Source organism: Halomonas terrestris, assembly GCF_049166755.1.
Lineage (GTDB): Bacteria > Pseudomonadota > Gammaproteobacteria > Pseudomonadales > Halomonadaceae > Halomonas.
In genome coordinates this window covers 182320-202455 of record NZ_JBMHFZ010000004.1, presented here as the reverse complement: position 1 = coordinate 202455, position 20136 = coordinate 182320, and the positions used below count along the sequence as shown (strand labels likewise).

Below are 20136 nucleotides of genomic sequence, written 5' to 3'. Positions count from 1 at the left end.
AGGGGCCCTAGAGTATCTCCTCGCCGGCCAGGGCCAGGCGCGAGCGCTCGACGCTCTTGAGGGTGACGTGACCGGCGTGGGGCCAGTCGCGGAAGCGCTGGACCACGGCGGCCATGCCGCAGGTATTGGCGGTGAGGTAGGGGGTGTCGATCTGGCCGACATTGCCCAGGCAGACGATCTTGGTGTTGCGCCCGGCCCGGGTGATCAGCGACTTGAGCTGCTTGGGCGTGAAGTTCTGCGCCTCGTCGATGATCAGGAAGGTGTCGTTCAGGGTCCGGCCGCGCATGAAGCCCGGGGCACGGATCTGTACCCGGGAGCCGAGCAGCTGGCGGGTGGCGCCGTTGTCCCAGCTGCTCGCGCCGTCCTCGTCGCGCAGCAGGTTGTCCATGTTGTCGTGGAAGGCACCCATCCAGGGTGACATCTTCTCCTCCTCGGTGCCGGGCAGGAAACCGATGTCCTCGCTCATGGAGATCGGCGCCCGGGTGAAGACGATGCGCTCGAAGCGCTTGCTGTCCAGGGTCTGCTGGAAGGCGGCGGCCAGCGTCATGAAGGTCTTGCCGGTGCCGGCACTGCCGGCGATGGTGACCAGGTCGATGTCGTCGTCCATCAGCAGGTTGAGGGTGAAGTTCTGGCGGCTGTCATGGGCATGCACGCCCCAGACGCTGGCGCCGTGGCGGTAGTCGGTCAGCAGCTCGAGGCTGGCCTGCTGCGGGCCCACGGCGCGCACGATGGCCTCGAAGCCGGCGTCGTCGTCGCTGTCGGAGACCAGCATGCCCAGGTGCCATTCGGCGGGGATGCTGCCGGCGAGCTGGTAGACCACCTTGTCGTCGAGGCGTTCGACCCGCAGGTCGGCCTGCAGGCTGTCCCACAGGCCGCTGCCGTCCTGGCCGGCATCGGGGTAGATCCGGGCGCCGTCGATCATGGCATCGGAATCACCGAAGACGCGGTCGTTGAGGTAGTCCTCCACCGGCACGCCCAGGGCCGCGGCCTTGACCCTCAGGTTGATGTCCTTGGTGACGAGTATCACCGAGGCATCCGGGCGCTCCTCGCGCAGTCGGCAGGTCTCGGCGAGAATGCGGTTGTCGGGGCTGTCTGCCAGCGGATCGAGGGGCCTCAGGTCGCTGTAGCACAGCAGGCGCAGGCGTCCTTCGGGGCCGGCGAGGCGGGTGATGGGGATGCCGTCGCGTATCAGGCCGACGTCGACGTTGGCGGTCAGGTCCGAGAGGGTGCGGCTGACCTGGCGGGCGGTGCGGGCGATCTCGCGGATGCCGTTCTTGTGCTTGTCGAGTTCCTCGAGCACGGTCATGGGGATGACCACCTCGTGCTCGTCGAACTGGTAGAGGGCGGCGGGGTCGTGAATCAGGACATTGGTGTCCAGCACGTACAGCCGGGTGGCCTTCTTGTCGATGCGTACCATCGGCGCAGCTCTCCTTGTCGTCTTGTCGTCGACACGCTCGGCGCACGATGTCAGGCAGGTGACAGGGCGCGGGTCGTGCCGTCCTGCTCGGTGCTTTGCTCACCTCCCGTCTACTTGGACACTGATGAAGCCACGATATCAGCATGGGCATGGATCGCTCATGCTGCAAAGCAGCGCGATCAACGTTGTCTCAGCGGGACGGCCCCGTGTCCGTGTCGGCCTTCGTCATTGCCTCGATCGTCGCAAGCACATGGGCCCTTCCTCACGCCTCGACCCACACCTCGTCGCCCTTGAAGCTCACCGGCCAGGTGCGCAGCGTGACGCTGTCGTCTTCCAGGCACTGGCCGTCGGCAAGGCGGAAGTGCTGCTTGTAGATCGGCGAGGCGACGACGAGCTGGCCCTTGAGGTCGCCGACGATGCCGCGGGCGATGACGTTGGCGCCGGAGAAGGGGTCGTGGTGGTCCAGGGCGTAGAGTTCCTGTTCGTGGCCGGGCAGCGCCGGTGTGTTCGGGCCGGCTGGCTGCGGCGTGTTCGGGCCGCATGGAATGTAGAAGAGGGCGATCTGGGCCGGGCCTTCGGCGGTGTCGAGCCAGGCGGCCACGCCGGAGAAGGGCACCAGGTCGGCGCGGGAGCAGAGGCGTTGCCAGGTCTGGGGCATGGTCTTGGCTGCTGCGGTTGCGGTGGTCATGGAAAACTCCTTGTTCGGTTGGCGAGTTGCCGGCGCCGGGGTCAGACCCCGGTGGCGATGCCGCCCGCGAGCGGCACGACACTGGCCTCGGCGCCTCTATCGGCTGACCAGGGGCGTTGGGCCAGGCTCATCACGCTGGCCGTAGCTGGCCGCGCTCGGTGGTAGTGATGATGTCCGGGTCCGGGCGGCTGTCGTTGACGAAGCTGCGGAAGCGCTTGAGCTTTTCCGGGTCGGAGATGGCGTTCGCCCACTCGCACTCGTAGGTGTCGACCACGGCCTGCATCTGCCGCTCCAGCGCCTCGCCGATGCCGAGGCTGTCCTCGAGGATCACCTTCTGGAGGTAGTCCAGGCCGCCCTCCAGGTTCTCGCGCCACACCGAGGTGCGTTGCAGGCGGTCGGCGGTGCGGATGTAGAACATCAGGAAGCGGTCGATGGTGCGGAACAGCTCCTCGTCGTCGAGGTCGGTGGCGAACAGCTCGGCGTGGCGCGGGCGCATGCCGCCGTTGCCGCACACGTAGAGGTTCCAGCCGTTCTCGGTGGCGATCACGCCGACGTCCTTGCTCTGGGCCTCGGCGCACTCGCGGGTGCAGCCGGACACGGCGAACTTGAGCTTGTGCGGGGCGCGAAGGCCCTTGTAGCGGTGCTCCAGCCGGATCGCCATGCCCACGCTGTCCTGCACGCCGTAGCGGCACCAGGTGCTGCCCACGCAGGACTTCACCGTGCGGGTCGACTTGCCGTAGGCGTGGCCGGTCTCGAAGCCGGCCTCGATCAGCTCGCCCCAGATCGCCGGCAGGTCCTCCAGGCGGGCGCCGAACAGGTCGATGCGCTGGCCACCGGTCACCTTGGTGTAGAGCGCGTACTTCTGCGCCACCTGGCCCAGCACCACCAGCTTGTCGGGGGTGATCTCGCCGCCCGGCACGCGGGGAACGACGGAGTAGGTGCCGTTCTTCTGCATGTTGGCCATGAAGGTGTCGTTGGTGTCCTGCAGCGGCACATGGGCGGCATCGGTGATCGGCTCGTTGAAGCAGGAAGCCAGAATCGAGGCCACTGCCGGCTTGCAGATATCGCAGCCCAGGCCGTGGGTGTCGGCGTTGCCGTGCTTCTCGATCAGCTCGCCGAAGGTCCTGATGCCCTCCACCCGCACGATGTCGTAGAGCTCCTGGCGGGTGTAGTGGAAGTGCTCGCAGATCGACTGGTCGACCTCCACGCCGCGCGCTGCCAGCTCGTGGTCGACCACGCTCTTGAGCAGGGCGGCGCAGCCGCCGCAGCCGGTGCTGGCCTTGGTGTCGGCCTTCACCGCGACGAGATCGACGGCGCCGGCATCGATGGAGGCGCAGACATCGCCCTTGGTGACGTTGTGGCACGAGCAGAGGGTGGCGGTTTCCGGCAGGGCGTCCGGCCCCAGCGCGGGGGCGGCGTCGCCGCCGGCCGGCAGGATCAGCGCGGCCGGGTCTTCCGGCAGTTCGATACGGTTGGCGTAGTACTGCAGCAGGGTGTCGTAGTAACTGTTGTCGCCCACCAGCATGGCGCCCACCAGGCGCCGCCCGTCGCTGGAAACCACCAGCTTGCGGTACTGCTGCTTGAGCGGGTCGAGGAAGCGGAACATGCGCGCGCCGGGGGTGCGGTCGCCGTGGGCGTCGCCGATGGAGCCCACGTCGACGCCCATCAGCTTGAGCTTGGTGCTCATGTCGGCGCCGCTGAAGGTCGCACTGCCTTCCAGCAGCGTGGCAGCGGCGGCCTTGGCCATCTGGTAGCCGGGGGCCACCAGGCCGAAGATGCTGTTGTTCCACAGCGCCACCTCGCCGATCGCCAGAATCGCCGGGTCGCTGGTCAGGCAGCGGTCGTCGATCACCACGCCGCCGCGCTCGCCGATCTCCAGGCCGCAGTCGCGGGCCAGCTGGTCGCGGGGGCGAATGCCGGCGGAGAACACGATGAGGTCGGTCTCCAGCACCTTGTCGTCCTGGAACACCATGCGGTGGCGGCTGGCCTCGCCGTCGACGATCTCCTGGGTGGCACGGCCGGTGAGCACCTGCACGCCCAGCGCCTCGATCTTCTCGCGCAGCAGCTCGCCGCCCTCGCTGTCGACCTGCATGGGCATCAGGCGCGGGGCGAATTCCACCACGGCGGTATCGAGGTTCAACCCGCGCAGGGCGCCCGCCGCCTCGAGGCCGAGCAGGCCGCCGCCCACCACCACGCCGGTGGTGGCGGTCTCGGCTGCTTCACGGATGGCGTCGAGGTCCTCCAGGGTGCGGTAGACTAGGCAGCCCTCGCGGTCGTTGCCGGGAATCGGCGGCACGAAGGGGGTGGAGCCGGTGGCCAGCACCAGCCGGTCGTAGGGGCAGCGGCCCTGGGGGGTGACCACCTCATTCTTGTCGCGGTCGATGGCGGTGACCGCTTCATGCAGGCGCAGTTCGATGCCGTGCTCGGCATAGTAGTCGGCGGTGGAGAGCGCCAGCGAGGCGGCATCGCGGCCGCTGAAGTACTCGGAGAGATGCACGCGGTCGTAGGCCAGGTGGCGTTCCTCGCCGAACACGGTGATGGCGTAGCGCTCGGTGGCGTCCTGTTCGGCCAGCTGCTCGACCAGGTGGTGGCCGACCATGCCGTTGCCGATGACGATCAGTTGCACTTTGTCGGAATGGGCGGTGTTCATGCGGCCTCCTTGACGGGGCGTGTCGGGGAATCGGTAGCGGCGTCGTCGAGCCGGACCTGGGCGTCGGTGGCACCGAGCAGCAGGGCCTGGCGGCAGGGGCCGAGATCGGTGCCGGTCAGGGAGTGCTCGAAGTACCAGGGGCCCATGGTGGTGTCGCCGTAGAGCACGGCACCCTCGATGCGCCCGTTGCGCACCAGCAGGCGGCGATAGTCGCCCTGCTGGGGGTCGTGATAGGTGAGCACCTCGTGATCGAGGTCGGGCTCGGTGGGGCCGAAGGCGTAGAGCGATACGCCGCTCACCTTGAGCCTGGTGGCACAGGGCTTTTCGACATAGCGCGCTTCCACGTGGCCGTCGACCGGCTCGCCTGCCAGGTGGGCGGCGAGCACCTCCACCTGGCGCCAGATCGGTTCCACCAGCCCGTAGGTGGTGCCCTGGAACTCGCAGCATTCGCCGAGGGCGTGGATCGCCGGGTCGGAGCTGGTGAGGGTCTCGTCGACGATCACGGCACGGTTGACCTCGAGCCCGCCAGTGCGCCCCAGCTCGGCGTTGGGGGCGATGCCGATGGCCACCACCACGCCGTCGGCGGCCAGTCGGCGGCCGCCCTCCAGCCGCACCGCCGCCACCTGGCCGTCCCCGTCGTCCTCGAGGCCGGCGATATGTCCCCCGGTGATCACCTCGATGCCGCGGCCCTCGAGCTCACGCTGCAGCAGGGTGGCGGCGGTGGTGTCGAGCTGGCGGTTCATCAGGCGGTCGTCGCGCTGGATCAGGGTCACCGCGAGGCCTCGCTTGCGCAGCCCCTCGGCGGCTTCCAGGCCGAGCAGGCCGCCACCGATCACGACCGCCCGGCCGCCCTCCGCGGTGGCACGGCCCCGGCTGAACCGGATCAGCTCGGCGGCATCGTCGAGGTCGCGGAAGGCGTGTACGCCATCGAGCTCCAGGCCGGGAATCGGTGGCATGGCCGGGCGCGAGCCGGTGGCCAGCACCAGGCGGTCGTAGTCGAGGGTGCGGCCGGCATCGGTGGTCAGGCACCGTGCCTGGCGATCGATATCGGTGACGCACTCGCCGAGTATCAGGTCGATGTCGTTCTCGGCGTACCAGTCCGTCCCCCTCAGGGTCAGGTCATCGTGGCTCATTTCACCGGCGAGAAGCGGCGAGAGCAGGATGCGGTTGTAGGCCGGCACCCGCTCGGCGCCGATCACGGTGATGCGCGGCGGACGCCCCGGCTGCCTGACCAGGGCATCGACCAGCCGATGGCCGGCCATGCCGTTGCCGACGACCACCAGGTGCTCGGTCGCCAGGGAGTGGGGATGTCGATGGCACATGTCCTGACACCTCTCTGCTTGATGCGGAAATGACGAAACAAAGAAGACGCCTCGACGCAGCCTCCCTCGGGGAGTGCGCAGAGACGTCTTCGCCGTGATATGTCGTGCGATCGCCATTGATCGCCCTGTACCCTGACCCAATCAAGAATTCGGCCAGAGTGCCGGAAGTTTCGAGTTTTTTTATTTATTACATATAGTTGGGCTTTTCATGTCATGCCGGTCCCGTCCCGGGGGGAGCCATGGGTGCACATCACTGGTGCGTGGCCGTATCGAAATGCACGGGGCTGTAGCACTCGTCCAGGGTGTGACGGTCGAGCGTTCGGCCGTGGTCGTGCATGTGCCGCTCGAGGTGTTCGGCGAAGCGACCCGCTGCCGCGGGGCTGGGGCGCAGTACCCCCTCGCCGTACAGGCGCTGGTGGATCGGGGCGCGGTCCAGCGCCAGGTCGCCGAGGTGGCCGATGGCGCGGTCGAGATAGGGCGGCAGGGCGAGCCAGTCCCGGGCCCGGCGACGGTGCTCGGGGGACGCGGCGAGCCAGGCGCTGGCATGCGTCAGGGCGCGGAGCACTGCCGCCAGGGTGGCCGGGTAGCGCCGGGCCCAGGAGCCGGTCACGCCGAGGACCTTCTCCGGGTGGTCCGGCCATAGCTGGGCGCCGGTGGCGACCGGCCGTCCGGCACCGCGGTGGCGGGCCAGGGTGCCCCAGGGTTCGCCGGCGCAGAAGCCGTCGATGTGGCCTTCCTGGAGTGCCTGCACCATGCGGGGTGGCGGCAGGGCGATGAGTTCCACGTCCCGCTCGGGGTCCAGGCCGCCCAGGGAGAGCCATTCGCGCAGCAGGTAGTGCTGGCAGGAGAAGGGGTAGACCATGGCCAGGCACGGGCGTCTTGCGACTGGCTGACGGCGTAGCCAGTCGCCCAGGGCCCGGGCGCTCGCCGCGGGGGCATCGCCGAGTGTCGCGCCACTCTCCCGGCAGAGTGCCTCGGAGAGGGTGAGGGTATTGCCGTTGCGGCCCAGGATGATCGGGGCCAGGGCATCGCAGGGTGCCCGACCCAGCCCCAGGCTCATGGCCAGCGGCAACGGAGCCAGCATCTGGGCTCCGTCGAGCAGGCCGGCGGCGACCTTGTCACGCAGGGTCGACCAGGCGTTCTCCCGCGACAGCGAGACCTCCAGGCCCTGCTCGGCGAAGAAGCCCTGCTCCCGGGCGATGATCAGCAGGGCCGCGTCCAGCAGGGGAATGAAGCCGAGGGTCAGGTGTTCCAGTTCGGGAGGGTGGTTGGCAGTCTGGTGCATGACGGGGCCCCTATTCAGGCGAGCGAGGATTCAGGCGTTCGAGGATGTCGATGACGCTGTCGGCGACCTCGGCCAGGCGCTGGCCGCGGTCCATGGCCAGCTTGCGCAGCATGCGATAGGCCTGCTCCTCGTCGCAGTCCTGATGCTTCATCAGCAGGCCCTTGGCACGCTCGATGCGTTTGCGATCGGCCAGCTGGTTACGCGCGCGATCGAGTTCCCGGCGCATGGCGTGGAAGGCGTCGAAACGGGCGATGGCGACCTCGATGATGGCCTTGACCCGCCCGGGGACCAGGCCGTCGACCACATAGGCGCTGACGCCCGACTTGATCGCCGCCTGCATGGTGTCGGGATCGTGCTGGTCGGCGAAGAACACCACCGGACGCGGGTTCTCGCGATTGAGCAGCGCCATGCTCTCCAGGGTGTCGCGATCGGGTGACTCCATGTCGATGATCACCACATCGGGGTGATGGCGGGCGACCATCGCGTTGAGGCCCGCCGGGCTCTGCAGGCGGCAGATGACCGTATGGCCCTCGCGGGTGAGGGCCTCCTCGACCATGGCGGCGCGTACGACCTCGTCGTCGACCAGCAGGATGTTCAGGGGGGGTGGCATGGCGGTGTCGCTCGTCGTGTTGCGTGCGTTTCCTGCCGTGTTTGCAAGATGCATTCCAGATGATGCTGTCTCGAGGCGGGATGGCGCCTTCCGGCGGGGCGAAGCCGTCGAGAACGACGTGTCGAAGGGCCCCGGGCACCGGGGTGGTGCATTGCGTGCCGGCCCGTGATGGCTCCTGGTGCGGGGCCCGGGGCGAGGACACGGGGAGTCCCTGCCCAGGTTGCTGGTCCCCCGGGGAAAACCCTTGCATGGCACATGTCTTGCTACCATTGGATCATGCGGAGAGGAGCGCCATGCCGGCCCTCCGAACCCAGGCAACGACGCCCGCCAACGGCCCCGACTCGATCGGGAGCCATCGGCGGGCGTCGTCGTTTCCCGACCTACCGCGACAGGAGATCGTCATGCATCAGGCCCGAACCACCTGCCCCTACTGCGGCGTCGGCTGTGGCGTCCTGGCCTGTGTGGAGAATGACCGTATCACCGGGGTGGAAGGCGATGCCGACCACCCGGCCAACTTCGGGCGGCTGTGCGTCAAGGGCTCGGCCCTGCACGAGACCCTGGGCGACCAGGGGCGCCTGACCCGGCCTCGGGTCGACGGCGTCGAAGTGGACTGGGAGACGGCACTCGGCGCGGTGGCCGATCGACTGCAGGACACTCGCCGCACGCACGGCAAGGAGGCGGTGGCGGCCTATCTCTCGGGGCAGCTGCTCACCGAGGACTACTACGTTGCCAACAAGCTGTTCAAGGGCTTTCTCGGCACCCCGCACCTGGATACCAACTCGCGACTCTGCATGGCCTCGGCGGTGGCGGCCTACAAGCGGGCCTTCGGCGCCGATGCCGTGCCCTGCAGCTACGAGGACCTTGAAGAGGCCGAGCTGGTGGTGCTGGTGGGCTCGAACCTGGCCTGGAACCACCCGGTGCTCTACCAGCGCCTGCGCACCGCCAAGAGTCGCAACCCGCTGATGCGGGTGGTGGTGATCGACCCCCGGATCACCGACAGCTGCGAGATCGCCGATCTCTACCTGGGCCTGAAACCGGGCAGCGACGCCCGGCTGTTCAATGGCCTGCTGGCCTGGATGGCCGACAAGGGCAAGCTCGACCGGGTCTACCTGGCGCAGCACACCGGGGGGATCGACGAGGCCCTGGCCGCTGCCCGCGAGGACGCTGCCTCGGTGGAGGCCGTCGCCGCCGACTGCGATCTGGACCCGGAGCGCCTGGAGACCTTCTTCTACTGGTTCGCCAGCCAGCTTCACGTGGTGACCCTCTATTCCCAGGGGGTCAACCAGTCCTCCAGCGGCACCGACAAGGGCAACGCCATCATCAACTGCCACCTGGCCGGCGGCAAGCTCGGCCTGCCCGGTGCCGGCCCCTTCTCGATCACCGGCCAGCCCAACGCCATGGGCGGCCGCGAAGTCGGCGGCCTGGCCAACCAGCTGGCCGCCCACATGGACTACCACAGCCCCGGGGCCATCGATCGCGTCACCCGCTTCTGGACGACAGCGTCGCTGACCCCGAGCCTGCCCGAGGGGCCGGGGCACAAGGCGGTGGCGCTGTTCGAGGCGATCGAGCGCGGCGAGGTGCAGGCGGTATGGATCATGGCCACCAACCCGGCCGTCAGCCTGCCGCGTGTCGATCGGGTGCGCGCGGCCCTGGCGAAATGCCCGCTGGTGATCGTCTCCGAGTGCGTGGCCGACACCGACCTGCTGCCCTACGCCGACATCGTGCTGCCGGCCTCGAGCTGGTCGGAGAAGGACGGCACCGTGACCAACTCCGAGCGACGCATCTCCCGCCAGCGCGGCCTGCTGCCGCCGCCGGGCGAGGCCCGCCACGACTGGTGGATCCTGGTCGAGGTGGCCAGGCGCCTGGGCTTCGGCGAGGCCTTCGACTATGCCCACCCCGGCGAGATCTTCGACGAGCACGCCCGGCTGTCGGGGTTCGAGAACCGGGCCGGTAGCGAGTCCGCTCGGTTGTTCGACATCTCCGGCCTGGCCGGCCTCGATCGGGCTGCCTATGACGCCCTGACCCCGATCCAGTGGCCGGTGACCGCAAAGGCTCCCCAGGGGACCGCCCGGCTGTTCGAGGATGGCCGCTTCGCCACCCCGGATGGCCTGGCCCGGCTGGTGCCGGTACGCCCCCACGGGCCGCAGCAGGCGTTGAGCGAGGCCCGGCCGTTGCGGCTCAATACCGGGCGCGTGCGCGACCAGTGGCACACCATGACGCGCACCGGCCGGGCGCCGCGGCTGATGAACCACCGCGCCGAGCCCTTTATCGAGGTGGAGCCCGCCGACGCCGAGGCCTGGGGTGTCGACGACCAGCAACTGGCGCGCCTGACCGGCGCCGGCGGCGACTACCTCGGCCGGGTGCGGCTCTCCAGGGGGCAGCGCCGTGGCGAGGTCTTCGTGCCCATGCACTGGACCGATCGCTTCAGCGGCCACGCCCGCATGGGCAGCCTGCTGGAGGCCCACCTCGATCCGCTCTCCGGCCAGCCCGAGTCCAAGCATGGCGCCGTGGCCCTGACGCCACTGCTCATCGCCTGGGAGGCGACCCTGCTGGTGGCCGATGACCTGGCGGTAGAAGCCGACTGGCGCGACGCGGCTCGCTACTGGGCGCGCATTCCGCTCCCCGGCTGTCAGCGCTGGCAACTGGCCGGCGGCCGACCGGGAGAGGAGCGCCCCGACTGGCTCGCCTGGCTGAACGCGCACCTGCCGGTGGCCCCGGCGCTGTGGCTCGACGACCCGGCCAGCGGGCGCCTGCGCGCCGCGGGCATCGACGACGGTCGCCTGCGCTGGTGGCTGATGGTCGGCCCGCCCGGCGAGCTGCCCGGCATGGCCTGGCTCGACGAGCGCTTCGCCGAGGCCGCCCGGGGCGAACGGTTGGATGCCGCACGTCGCCGGCGCCTGCTGGCCGGTTGCGACGACGGTGCTACCGACAGCGGTCCGGTGGTGTGCAGCTGCCACCAGGTGGGGCGGTCCACGATTCTGGCGGCGATCCGCGGCGGGGATGCCTGCGTCGAGGCCCTGGGGGCGCGTCTCGCCTGTGGTACCCAGTGCGGCAGCTGCATTCCCGAGCTCAAGTCGCTGATCGAAGAGTGTGCCCGGGCACCTGCCGGGACACGGCCGGAAGTCATCGACCCCGCCTGAGATTGTGGGACATGTCATGGAAATTTCCTGTGTAACAGGGCCGTTTCATCGAGAAACGTGTGGTTAACCCGATGTTTGTCATGGAAATGCTCCGAGCGATTCCACGGCCCGCTTCCACGATGTTTCAGCCGTGATACATAAAACGTTCCTCGGCGGCCTCGCCTGGCCAGCTTCACGCCGACTCCTGATGCGTGATGGCACTTTATCGCCAGGCCTGACAGATGGTTAGGAGATGACGGGGCCGGGCTGGCATGGATCGTGCTGCAGGGGTAGGTGACTGCGAGCAGGAATCGACATTCAGGGGCACTGGCTCGCCTCGAGGCAGTGGCACCGGTTCGCAGTGACGCAGCAATGGACATCGAAGGTGAGTCGTACCCAAAGGAGAATTGGATATGAATAAGTATCTGGTAGTCGCCGGCACTCCCCTGCTGGCACTGGTGATGGCGATCTCCACCGCCCACGCGAACCCGAGCGCCGGTGTGGCCGACAGCGTTGATCAGGATGTCACCTCGAACGCGACGGCCGTCGGTGGCAGCAGCAGCGGCGGGAATGGCGGCGATGGCTTCGGCCTGGCTGCCGGTGGCGGCGGTGGCAACGCCAACGGTGGAGAGAATGACGGTGCTGGCGCTGGCGGCGGAACCGGTGGCGCCGGCGGTTATGCCGATGCAGCCGGTAACGGCGGCAATGGCGGTTCCGTCGGCCGTGGCGGTGACGCCTGGGCCATGAGCGAGTCCTACAACACCTCCACCAGCGTCATCTCGCTGCAGGAGATGAACTCCACCGTGGTAGGCGCCGGCTTCAGCATCAACGGCGGCCAGGGGGCCATGGGTGCTACTGGCGGGGCCGGTGGTGACGCGGCCGCAGTGAACATCGGTGCGGGTATCGGCGGTGCCGGTGGTAACGGCCAGGGCGGCAATGGTGGCCAGGCCGTCGCCAACGCCGGCGATGGCGATGACGGTGGCGATGCCAACGGGACCGGCCTGGGCCTGGGGCTGGGGCTGGGTAACGGCGAAGGCGGCGATACCAGCTCCGGTTCCGGGGCAACCTCCACCGCTCTGGGGGCGAATATCGCCGCCAACCTGGCCGGTGACGATATCGACGATGACAACACCGCCGGTGGCGCTCAGGACGCGGCGGCTGACTCTTCAGCCACTGCCAGCGCTTCTTCCGGTGACGGCGGGGCCGGCACCGGCAGCGGCAGCGGTACTGGCTCGGGTGAGGGTGCAGCTATGGCCGGTAACGGCGGCAACGGCGGCGATGCCGATGCCATGGCCGGTAACGGCGGCAACGGCAACGGCGGTGGCGGCGGCGGCGGCCAGGGTTCCACTGGCGACGCCATGGCCACGGCCGGCAACGGTGGGGCCGGCGGCAACGGCGGCAACGGCGGCGCGGCTGTCTTCACCACCGGTGCGGCCAGCGTGTCCGTCGGGGCAGGGGTGTTCGGTGGCATCAACAACATGAACGTCTCCACCGGCCTCTACAACTCGCAGCTGGCCGGCACCAGCGTTGCCGCACACAGCAATGTGAGTATCGGCAACTGACGGAAAGCACGTCGTGGAACCGGGGGTCGGTGGGGCAGCCCATCGACCCCCGTGAACCAGCCGTATGGATCGGATACCGGGAGTCCAGGCCATGAAGGCGACCTTACACAGTGCACTCGCATTTCGTTATCGGCGCTACCCTGCGGTGCTGGCTTCGGCTCTGCTGCTGACGATGGGCATCCCGTCGGCCGGCCTGGCCGACAACGCAACAGCACAGTCCCCGGGGTTTGCCGCCATGGAGCGCCTCGACCTCCAGGAGATGGAAGAGACGCGGGGGCGGGACGGCACCGTCATGCATTTCAATACCGTGAAGAGCATCCAGGAGATGCAGGCATCCGTCACCGACTCTTCGTTCACTATCACCAACGGCAACATGGTCACCGGAAACATCAATTTCGATTCCAATGCCATGGGCAACTACAGCGGCACGGGGATCTTCAGTGCGGTGACCGGCAACGGGAACTCGATCAACAACGCCGTCGGCATCAGTGTCTTCATCTCGAACTAACGCAACCGGTGCCGGAAACGTCGCCGGTCGTCTGCTGCCAGTCCAGGGATCGTATTCATCATGAGGATGCTCAGGGGATTCACTGTCGTCATCGCGTCGTTGCTGCTGGGAGGCGCGGCCAATGCCGGGTCGGTCACCATCTCCAGCCATTTCGGCACCTTCCGGGTCGAGGCCAGCAGCCTGCAGGAGATCGGCTGGGAGCGGGTCGTCCGCCAGGAGTATGACTACAGCTGTGGGTCTGCTTCCGTGGCGACCTTGCTGACCTACCATTACGATCGCGCCACCACCGAGGCGGAAGTCTTCGAGTGGATGATTCGTGCCGGGGATGCCGAACAGATCCAGCGGCATGGCTTCTCCATGCTGGACATGAAGCGCTACCTGGACCACCAGGGGCTGAACTCGGATGGTTTCCGCATCAGCCTGGACGATTTCATCAGGATCGGCGTGCCCGCGATCACCATGGTCGATACCGCCGGCTACAAGCACTTCGTGGTCGTCAAGGGAATCGACGAGAACCATGTCCTGGTGGGGGATCCGGCGGCGGGCACCATCGTGGTTCCCCGGGAGCACTTCGAGACGCTCTGGAACGGGACGGTGCTGGGAGCCCGGGCGGAACTCGAGATTGCCCAGCAGCACTTCAATCACGAGCAGGACTGGGCCGTGCGCCCTCCCTCCCCGGTGCAGACTGGCGTACAGCGCTCGAGCATCGGCAACAGCCTGCTCACCCTGCCCGGCAGAAACGAACTGGGCAGGTAACGGCGAGGAGCGCTTGGCATGAAGGCCAGAACCGGGAGCAGAGGGTACAGGTCCAGCAAGAGCCATGGCCGCATCGTGGCCCTCCTGCTGATCGGTGCGGGCGTGCTGATGCCTGCCCACGCCACCGATGTGGTCGCCGAGCAGGACCGCTTGATCAGCGAGGTCACCATGGCCCGTGCCACGCAGGATGCCTACCATCGTGGGGTCATCATCGACGAGGCAGAACTGGGCCAGCTGCGTGGCGGCTTCAGTATCGGCGGCATGCAGCTCGACTTCGGTGCCGAGCTGACGACCCTGATCGACAACCGGATCGAACTGGTCTCGGTGATGAATTTCACGCGCTCAGGGGTGGAGCTCGTCTCTCGGTCCTTCACGGACCCTGGCGGCATGGCGACCCGAGTCGGCCCCGATGCCGGCATCCGGGTGGTGGACATGACGCCGGAGGGCATCAATCTGGCGGGCCTGGCAGATTTCTCGGGCGTCACCCTCCAGGATGCCCAGGGCTTCACCGCGGCCCTGCACCAGGTGACCCGCAACGCGGTCCTCAGCGGGGTGGTGAGCAATGCCTCCGGGCGTGATATCCAGCAGCGGATCGACATCAGTGTGCACGTCGGCAATGCCGGTGAACTGAAGGCCGCCAAGCAGCGGGCCGCGATCATCGACTCTTTCTCCGGGATCCTGCGCTGAGTCGCCGGGGCATCCGTTTCTCCCGTTGCTGGAACCGAACGCACGCCGGCTGCCCCGCGGGCAGCCGGCGTGCGGCGCGTCCCGGTCACTCCGGGGCCGGAGATCTAGAAGACGTCCATGCCGAAGGGAACGCGCAGGGTCAGGATGGTGTCCGGCGCATCATCGGTGATGCCGAGTTCCAGGCCCAGGTTGATGGAGACGTCCCGGTTGAGCTGGTAGGACCAGCCCAGCAGCATCGAGCCGACGTTGAGCGTATTCGAGCTGCGCGTTTCCGAGGCCCCCGTATCGGGATCGAAGTACTGGGTCTTGGTCTTGCCGATGAAGTCGTTCTTGTAGCCCAGGGTGAAGGATGACCTGGGATTGATCGAATAGGCCATGCCGAAGCTCAGGCGCACGGCATCCCCGGGGTCGACATCCCCCACATGGATGTTCCCGACGGGCTTGTTGATGCTGTCCTCGAGGTTGAAGACATAGCCCAGGTTGGCGAAGAAGACGGCCGGCGAGGAGGGGAGCAGCACGGTCAGGCTGGGCTCGATGCTATGAAAGCCGGTGCCGGTGGGCAACTCCTGGGGCGTGCCTTCGCTGTTGCGGCGAATGTCGAAGGGCCCTTCGCCGGTGGTCGACTTGTAGCGCAGGTTGGCGATATAGAAGGGATGGCCATTCAGCCCGCGGTTCAACTGGTAGTGGGCGGCCAGTTCGATGTCCCCGAGGCTGTTGCCGGAGAGCGCGCGGTCGAGATCGAAGGGCGGGTCCACCTCGGCCACCGTGACCCGGCTGGTTTCATCCCGGTAGACATAGGGGATCTTCATCTCCAGTTCCAGCCGGTCGGTGAAGCCCAGGCGCCCGGTCAGGGAGGCCGTGTAGCTGTCACGGTCGAGGTCCTGGGCGGTGAAGACACCGATCAGCAGGGTGCTGAGGATCTCGACACCCTCGAAGGTCATGCGGTTGATGCTCTCATGGGAGTACTGGAACTCCGGTTCCAGCACCAGTCGCCCCCTGGGCGTCAGGACGCCGCCGAACTCGGCCATGGCCTGGACTTCCGGCTGGACTTCCTGTTCGGGGGGGCGTTCCCCGACAGGTTGGATCGGGGCGCCATTCGCAGTCTGGGCCAGAGCCGGAGCAGAGCCGAGCAGCGCCACCAGGCCGGTTGCATAGACGACGTATTGTGCTTGGGTTGCCATGGTGTTGTTCCCTTCCTCGTGCTGTTCGAGCAGTTTGGTGTGGATGGAGACGCGCGTTTCTTCCTCGATGGGGGGCGGCATCACCCCGAGGGCAGCCGGATGATATTGGAGGAGTGAAGGTCAACGTCTCCCTCGGCGCTACCGCTGCAGCGATCGATCCCGTGCTTGTCGATCAGTCGGTAGAGGGTGACTCGAGAAATGCCGAGCTCTCTTGCGGCATGAATCATCTTGCCCTTGTTGCGTGCCAGGGCCGCCTTGATGGCGTCGCATTCGGCCATGTCCCGTGCCTGCTCGAGGGTCATCCGGTGTCGGGTGGCGTGTTGCCGCCGCTCCAGCCCGAGATCGACAGGGGTGATCAACCGCTTGTCACACATGACCATCGCCCGCCTTACGCGGTTGATGAGCTCGCGTATATTTCCCGGCCAGGCGTACTGGCGCATGCGGATCAGGCTTTCCCGGCTGAAGCCGCGGACACAGGCGGCCTTCTCATCCGTGAACTTGCGGAAGAAGAAGTTGGCGAGTGGCTCGATATCCTCCGGACGCTCCCTGAGCGGGGGCGTGTTGATCTGGAGGACGTTGAGGCGATGGAAGAGGTCCTCACGGAAGCCGTCTTCCCGGGTAGCCTTCTCCAGGTCCACATGGGTGGCGGCGAGCACCCGCACATCGACGGGAATCTCCTTCAGCCCGCCCACGCGCAGTACCCGGTGATTCTCCAGGAAACGCAACAGGTTGACCTGCAGGTCGAGCGGCAGGTCACCGATCTCGTCGAGGAACAGCGTTCCGCTGGAGGAGGACTCGATGATCCCGATCTTGCGCTGGGTGGCGCCGGTAAAGGCGCCCTTCTCGTGGCCGAAGAGTTCCGATTGAATGATGCCCGAGGGGAGGGCGCCGCAGTTGACGGCATTGAAGGGACCGCTGCGACGAGGTGAGTGCTCGTGGATGGCGCGTGCCGTCAGCTCCTTGCCGGTTCCCGACTCTCCGGTGATCAGTACCGGTGCATCGACCGAGGCGATCTTGCCGATGTCGCGGTAGAGTCGGCGGATGGTGACGGAATCACCGACCATGCAATACTCGTTCTCCGCCTTGAGGGAGGGGGGAGCGCCGGCTCCCTCGTCAGGCATGATGCTGGCCATCTCCCGTGCGCTTTCCAGGAGGTGATGGGTTCTATCCGCATCCAGGGGGAGCGTCAGGTAGGCATGGAAAAGCCGGGAGATCAGCTGGCGAATTCCATCCAGCAGCAGTGCCTGTCTTTCGACCAGGGCGATCCAGAGCATTCTTCCGGAATTGACCAGTCTTTCGATGTCATGGAGGGGAGAATGGTCATCCATGAGAATGAGCCCGATCATGTGGCGCTCCCCCAGCAACAGCCTTTCTGCACCGGCAGGATCCTCGGCATGATCAAGGGACCATTGGTAGGGGGTCATGGTTGCCATGATCGCTTTTGATAGACGCCGATCTCCCACCAGCAGCAGCTGCCGTGATGTGTCCTTCATCATTGTCGCTTCCCGTGTCGTGACAGCCATGATCCAGGGTTATCCAGGCATCGAGTGTGCAATGTCATCCCGGCGCCATGGGGTATGGTCCTGGTTGTCTCGACATTGAGTACCTCGCTGAATGCGTCAGCGAAGGTAGGGTAGGTTTGTCATGCTGGCGTATTCGATAGTGCTCTCGTTACGGGTATAGTGATGGCACTAGAAACCTCATCCCCTGTTCGAAGGGGGAATCTCCAGGCGGCCGAAATATCGTGAAGTGTTGACCTTTATTTCAGTACTGTAAAGTCAGGTTACGTTTCGGCGATGCGGGCATCACGGGCAAGCATTTCGAGTGATTAGGTGAAATGACACTGATTTCATTTGCTTGGAGAGATACTGGCGAGGAGGGACTGTTCATCTACAGATGACCGGATGAGAAAAATGGTGATGCCCGATCATCCAGCCACCAAGGTGTTACGGCTGCCGGTGCCAGATGGCTGCCGCCTGCAGGATGGTGTCGGTGATACCGCGGAGGGGGCTCGGCCGGCGAGAAGTGGCCCTGACCCCGTGGCGGGGCGCAAGGGCCGGCAGCCATGCCGAAGGAGGGGGCCGGCCATGGCATGATTGCCCGGCCGGCTCGTCGGAGTGAGGTCGGACCTGCGGCCATGCGGAATTCAGGTATCGGACTTGCCCTGGAAGGCGTCGAAGACCTCCTGGCCGGTGAGATCCTTCGTCGTGTTGGCGAAGGCGTAGAAGGCCGGCTTCTCGTCGATGAAGATCTGGGTGTCGAAGGTCCAGGCTTCACCGCCATCGACCAGGCCCACCGGAATCGCGTAGTGGTCGCCGCTCTTCAGCCGGTAGAAGAGATGGGTGCCGCAGTGGCGGCAGAAGCCGCGTTCGGCCCAGTCCGACGAGGGGTAGACGGTGACATGCTCCTCGCCCTCCATCTCCACCCGGGTGACGGTCTCCAGGGCCAGCAAGGGCCCGCCTCCCCAGGTACGGCACATCTGGCAGTGACAGGCCCCGATGTTCTGTCGGCCGGCCTCGACGGCCAGCTGTACGGCACCACACAGGCAACTGCCGCGTGCTGTCATGGCATCCTTCATGCGCGCCTCCTGCTCGGTCCATGTGAAGGAAGTGGCCGGCTCCGCCGCCGGCCATCTCATGCAGTCTAGGCGTTGATGACGGCATTCTCCCGTCGCACTCGTCGGCACTCTGGTCGAGACGCTACACCGCCGCCCCGCAGGGCGGCGGCACAGGCGTGGAGCGGGGAGGGGGATCAGCGCAGCGACAGGGCGCCGGCACCGGTATCCTCGCCGATGGCATCCTGGTAGGCAGCGGCTTCCTCGGCCTCGGTCTCGGCCGAGAAGCGCACCAGCAGGGCGCAGGAGGCCAGCACCAGCACGGTCAGGCCCAGGTAGAAGAGCCCCTGCTGGTAGGTGAGGGCCTCCGTGCGGAACAGGAAGGCGGCGGCCACGGCGCCCACGTTGCCACCGGCGCCGACGATCCCGGCCACGGCGCCCAGGGCCTTCTTGTTGATGAAGGGCACCACGCCATAGGTGGCGCCTTCCGCCATCTGCACGAAGAGGCTGAACACCAGCATGATGCCGATGGCGTACGACAGCACATGCATCTGCGAGAAGGCGACCAGGGCGATGCCCTCGCAGACCAGGGCGATGAACAGCCAGCGCACCCGCCCCTTGAGGCCACCATTGCGGGCGAAGAGGTCGGAGAAGACGCCCCCCATGGTGCGGGCGAAGACGTTCATCAGGCCGAACAGGCCGGCGATCATGCCGGCGGTGGCCAGGGTCAGGTCGAAGTGGTCGAAGAAGTAGATGGCGGCGATGTTGTTGATGGTCAGCTCGACACCGAAGCAGATCGCATAGACCACGAACAGTGCCCAGACGCGGAGATCCCTGGCGGCGGCCAGGAAGGTCTGGCCGGCACCGCTGTCGCCGTTGGCCGGCGGCAGCTCGCCCCGGGCGCGCAGGTCCTCGAAGTTGCCGTTGGGGGCGTCCTGGGTGAACAGGTAGTAGCAGATGCCGGTGATGAACAGCACCACGCCGGGCACCACCATGGCCAGCCGCCAGCCCAGTGTCTCGCTGACGCCGAGCATCAGCAGGCCGGAGAAGATCAGCGGCATCAGGATCTGGGTGGTGCCGCCGCCCAGGTTGCCCCAGCCGGCACTGGTGGCGTTGGCGGTACCCACCACATTGGGGGCGAACATCATGGTGGTGTGGTACTGGGTGATCACGAAGGAGGCACCGATGGCCCCGATGGCCAGGCGCGCCAGCAGGAAGGTCTCGAAGCTGTTGGCGAGACCGATGCCCATGACGGGAATCGAGCCGAGGATCAGCAGGCCGGTGTAGGCCTTGCGCGGACCGATGCGGTCGCAGAGCACGCCGATCAGCAACCGCACGACCACGGTGATAGCCACCGAGGCGATGATGGTGTTGCCGATCTGGGTCTGGGTGAGGGCGAGGTCCTCCCGGACCACCGCCATCAGGGGGGCAATGCCGAACCAGCCGAAGAAGCAGATATGGAAGGCGAACCACGAGAAGTGGAAGGCGCGCATCTGGGGGGAACTGAAGTGCAACAGGCGAATCCTGTTGGCCTTGTCGAGAATTTCCATGGGTCAGGCCTCGCGTTGGATGGTAGCGAATCCGGGAACGTGTCCTTCAGCGTTGAAGGTCAGGTTCGACGCACTCGTACTCCCATTCCTTGGCACGGGGAGCCTGGTCCACGCCTACCAGTGACTGACTACCACCAAGCAAGCATGTTGCCAGTGTGGATCTTTTCTAGCTGTTTCAGATATTTATAAAGAAAAAGGCGCCCTGGCCGGTAGGCCAGGGCGCCCGTGGCGGTGCAGGAGCGCGCAA

The 20136-nt window shown here is 66.8% G+C and carries 15 protein-coding genes and 1 pseudogene; 5 read left to right on the top strand and 11 right to left on the bottom strand.

Annotation, left to right across the window (positions count from 1 at the left end):
* Positions 1 to 7 precede the first annotated feature (7 nt).
* From ACOMD9_RS06425 to ACOMD9_RS06400, 6 genes are all read right to left on the bottom strand, one after another.
* Entirely contained in the window at positions 8 to 1417 is a 1410-nt protein-coding gene (locus ACOMD9_RS06425) for a PhoH family protein (protein WP_421412901.1), read from the bottom strand.
* Between the two features lie 262 nt (positions 1418 to 1679).
* Positions 1680 to 2105, bottom strand: coding sequence for a nitrite reductase small subunit NirD (nirD, locus tag ACOMD9_RS06420; protein ID WP_421412899.1), 426 nt, complete (start codon positions 2103 to 2105; stop codon positions 1680 to 1682).
* Between the two features lie 130 nt (positions 2106 to 2235).
* Positions 2236 to 4755 carry a nitrite reductase large subunit NirB gene (gene nirB, locus ACOMD9_RS06415; RefSeq protein WP_421412898.1) on the bottom strand — a complete coding sequence of 840 codons (2520 nt, stop codon included), beginning with the start codon at positions 4753 to 4755 and terminating at the stop codon, positions 2236 to 2238.
* Entirely contained in the window at positions 4752 to 6077 is a 1326-nt protein-coding gene (locus tag ACOMD9_RS06410) for an NAD(P)/FAD-dependent oxidoreductase (RefSeq protein ID WP_421412897.1), read from the bottom strand. Before ACOMD9_RS06410 ends, nirB begins: the two co-directional genes overlap by 4 nt.
* Positions 6078 to 6327: 250 nt before the next feature.
* Positions 6328 to 7362: a CmpA/NrtA family ABC transporter substrate-binding protein gene (locus tag ACOMD9_RS06405; RefSeq protein WP_421412895.1), complete on the bottom strand. Its 1035-nt coding sequence runs from the start codon at positions 7360 to 7362 to the stop codon at positions 6328 to 6330.
* A 10-nt stretch (positions 7363 to 7372) separates the two neighbouring features.
* Complete coding sequence (locus tag ACOMD9_RS06400) at positions 7373 to 7972, bottom strand: ANTAR domain-containing response regulator (protein ID WP_421412894.1); 600 nt, start codon at positions 7970 to 7972, stop codon at positions 7373 to 7375.
* A 401-nt stretch (positions 7973 to 8373) separates the two neighbouring features.
* On the opposite strand from ACOMD9_RS06400, the gene ACOMD9_RS06395 reads away from it, so the two are divergent.
* From ACOMD9_RS06395 to ACOMD9_RS06375, 5 genes are all read left to right on the top strand, one after another.
* The gene (locus ACOMD9_RS06395) at positions 8374 to 11112 is read left to right on the top strand and encodes a nitrate reductase (protein WP_421412893.1); all 2739 of its coding nucleotides are present in this window, start codon (positions 8374 to 8376) and stop codon (positions 11110 to 11112) included.
* A gap of 392 nt (positions 11113 to 11504) precedes the next feature.
* Entirely contained in the window at positions 11505 to 12653 is a 1149-nt protein-coding gene (locus tag ACOMD9_RS06390) for a hypothetical protein (protein WP_421412892.1), read from the top strand.
* A 91-nt stretch (positions 12654 to 12744) separates the two neighbouring features.
* Complete coding sequence (locus ACOMD9_RS06385; RefSeq protein WP_421412891.1) at positions 12745 to 13161, top strand: hypothetical protein; 417 nt, start codon at positions 12745 to 12747, stop codon at positions 13159 to 13161.
* Positions 13162 to 13221: 60 nt separating this feature from the next.
* Positions 13222 to 13917: a C39 family peptidase gene (locus ACOMD9_RS06380; RefSeq protein ID WP_421412890.1), complete on the top strand. Its 696-nt coding sequence runs from the start codon at positions 13222 to 13224 to the stop codon at positions 13915 to 13917.
* Between the two features lie 18 nt (positions 13918 to 13935).
* A complete protein-coding gene (locus tag ACOMD9_RS06375) occupies positions 13936 to 14604 on the top strand; it encodes a hypothetical protein (RefSeq protein WP_421412889.1) in 669 nt (222 codons plus the stop codon).
* 104 nt (positions 14605 to 14708) lie between these two features.
* On the opposite strand, the gene ACOMD9_RS06370 is transcribed toward ACOMD9_RS06375, so the two are convergent.
* From ACOMD9_RS06370 to ACOMD9_RS06350, 5 genes and pseudogenes are all read right to left on the bottom strand, one after another.
* Positions 14709 to 15785 (bottom strand): transporter, encoded by a 1077-nt coding sequence (locus tag ACOMD9_RS06370; protein WP_421412887.1) that lies wholly within the window; start codon positions 15783 to 15785, stop codon positions 14709 to 14711.
* An 80-nt stretch (positions 15786 to 15865) separates the two neighbouring features.
* Complete coding sequence (locus ACOMD9_RS06365; RefSeq protein WP_421412980.1) at positions 15866 to 16906, bottom strand: sigma-54 interaction domain-containing protein; 1041 nt, start codon at positions 16904 to 16906, stop codon at positions 15866 to 15868.
* A gap of 102 nt (positions 16907 to 17008) precedes the next feature.
* A pseudogene (locus tag ACOMD9_RS06360) lies at positions 17009 to 17278 on the bottom strand (VpsR-related response regulator); the annotation flags it as partial.
* A gap of 653 nt (positions 17279 to 17931) precedes the next feature.
* Positions 17932 to 18363 carry a GFA family protein gene (locus ACOMD9_RS06355; RefSeq protein ID WP_421412886.1) on the bottom strand — a complete coding sequence of 144 codons (432 nt, stop codon included), beginning with the start codon at positions 18361 to 18363 and terminating at the stop codon, positions 17932 to 17934.
* Positions 18364 to 18536: 173 nt separating this feature from the next.
* Entirely contained in the window at positions 18537 to 19889 is a 1353-nt protein-coding gene (locus ACOMD9_RS06350; protein WP_421412884.1) for a NarK family nitrate/nitrite MFS transporter, read from the bottom strand.
* Between the last annotated feature and the right edge of the window lie 247 nt (positions 19890 to 20136).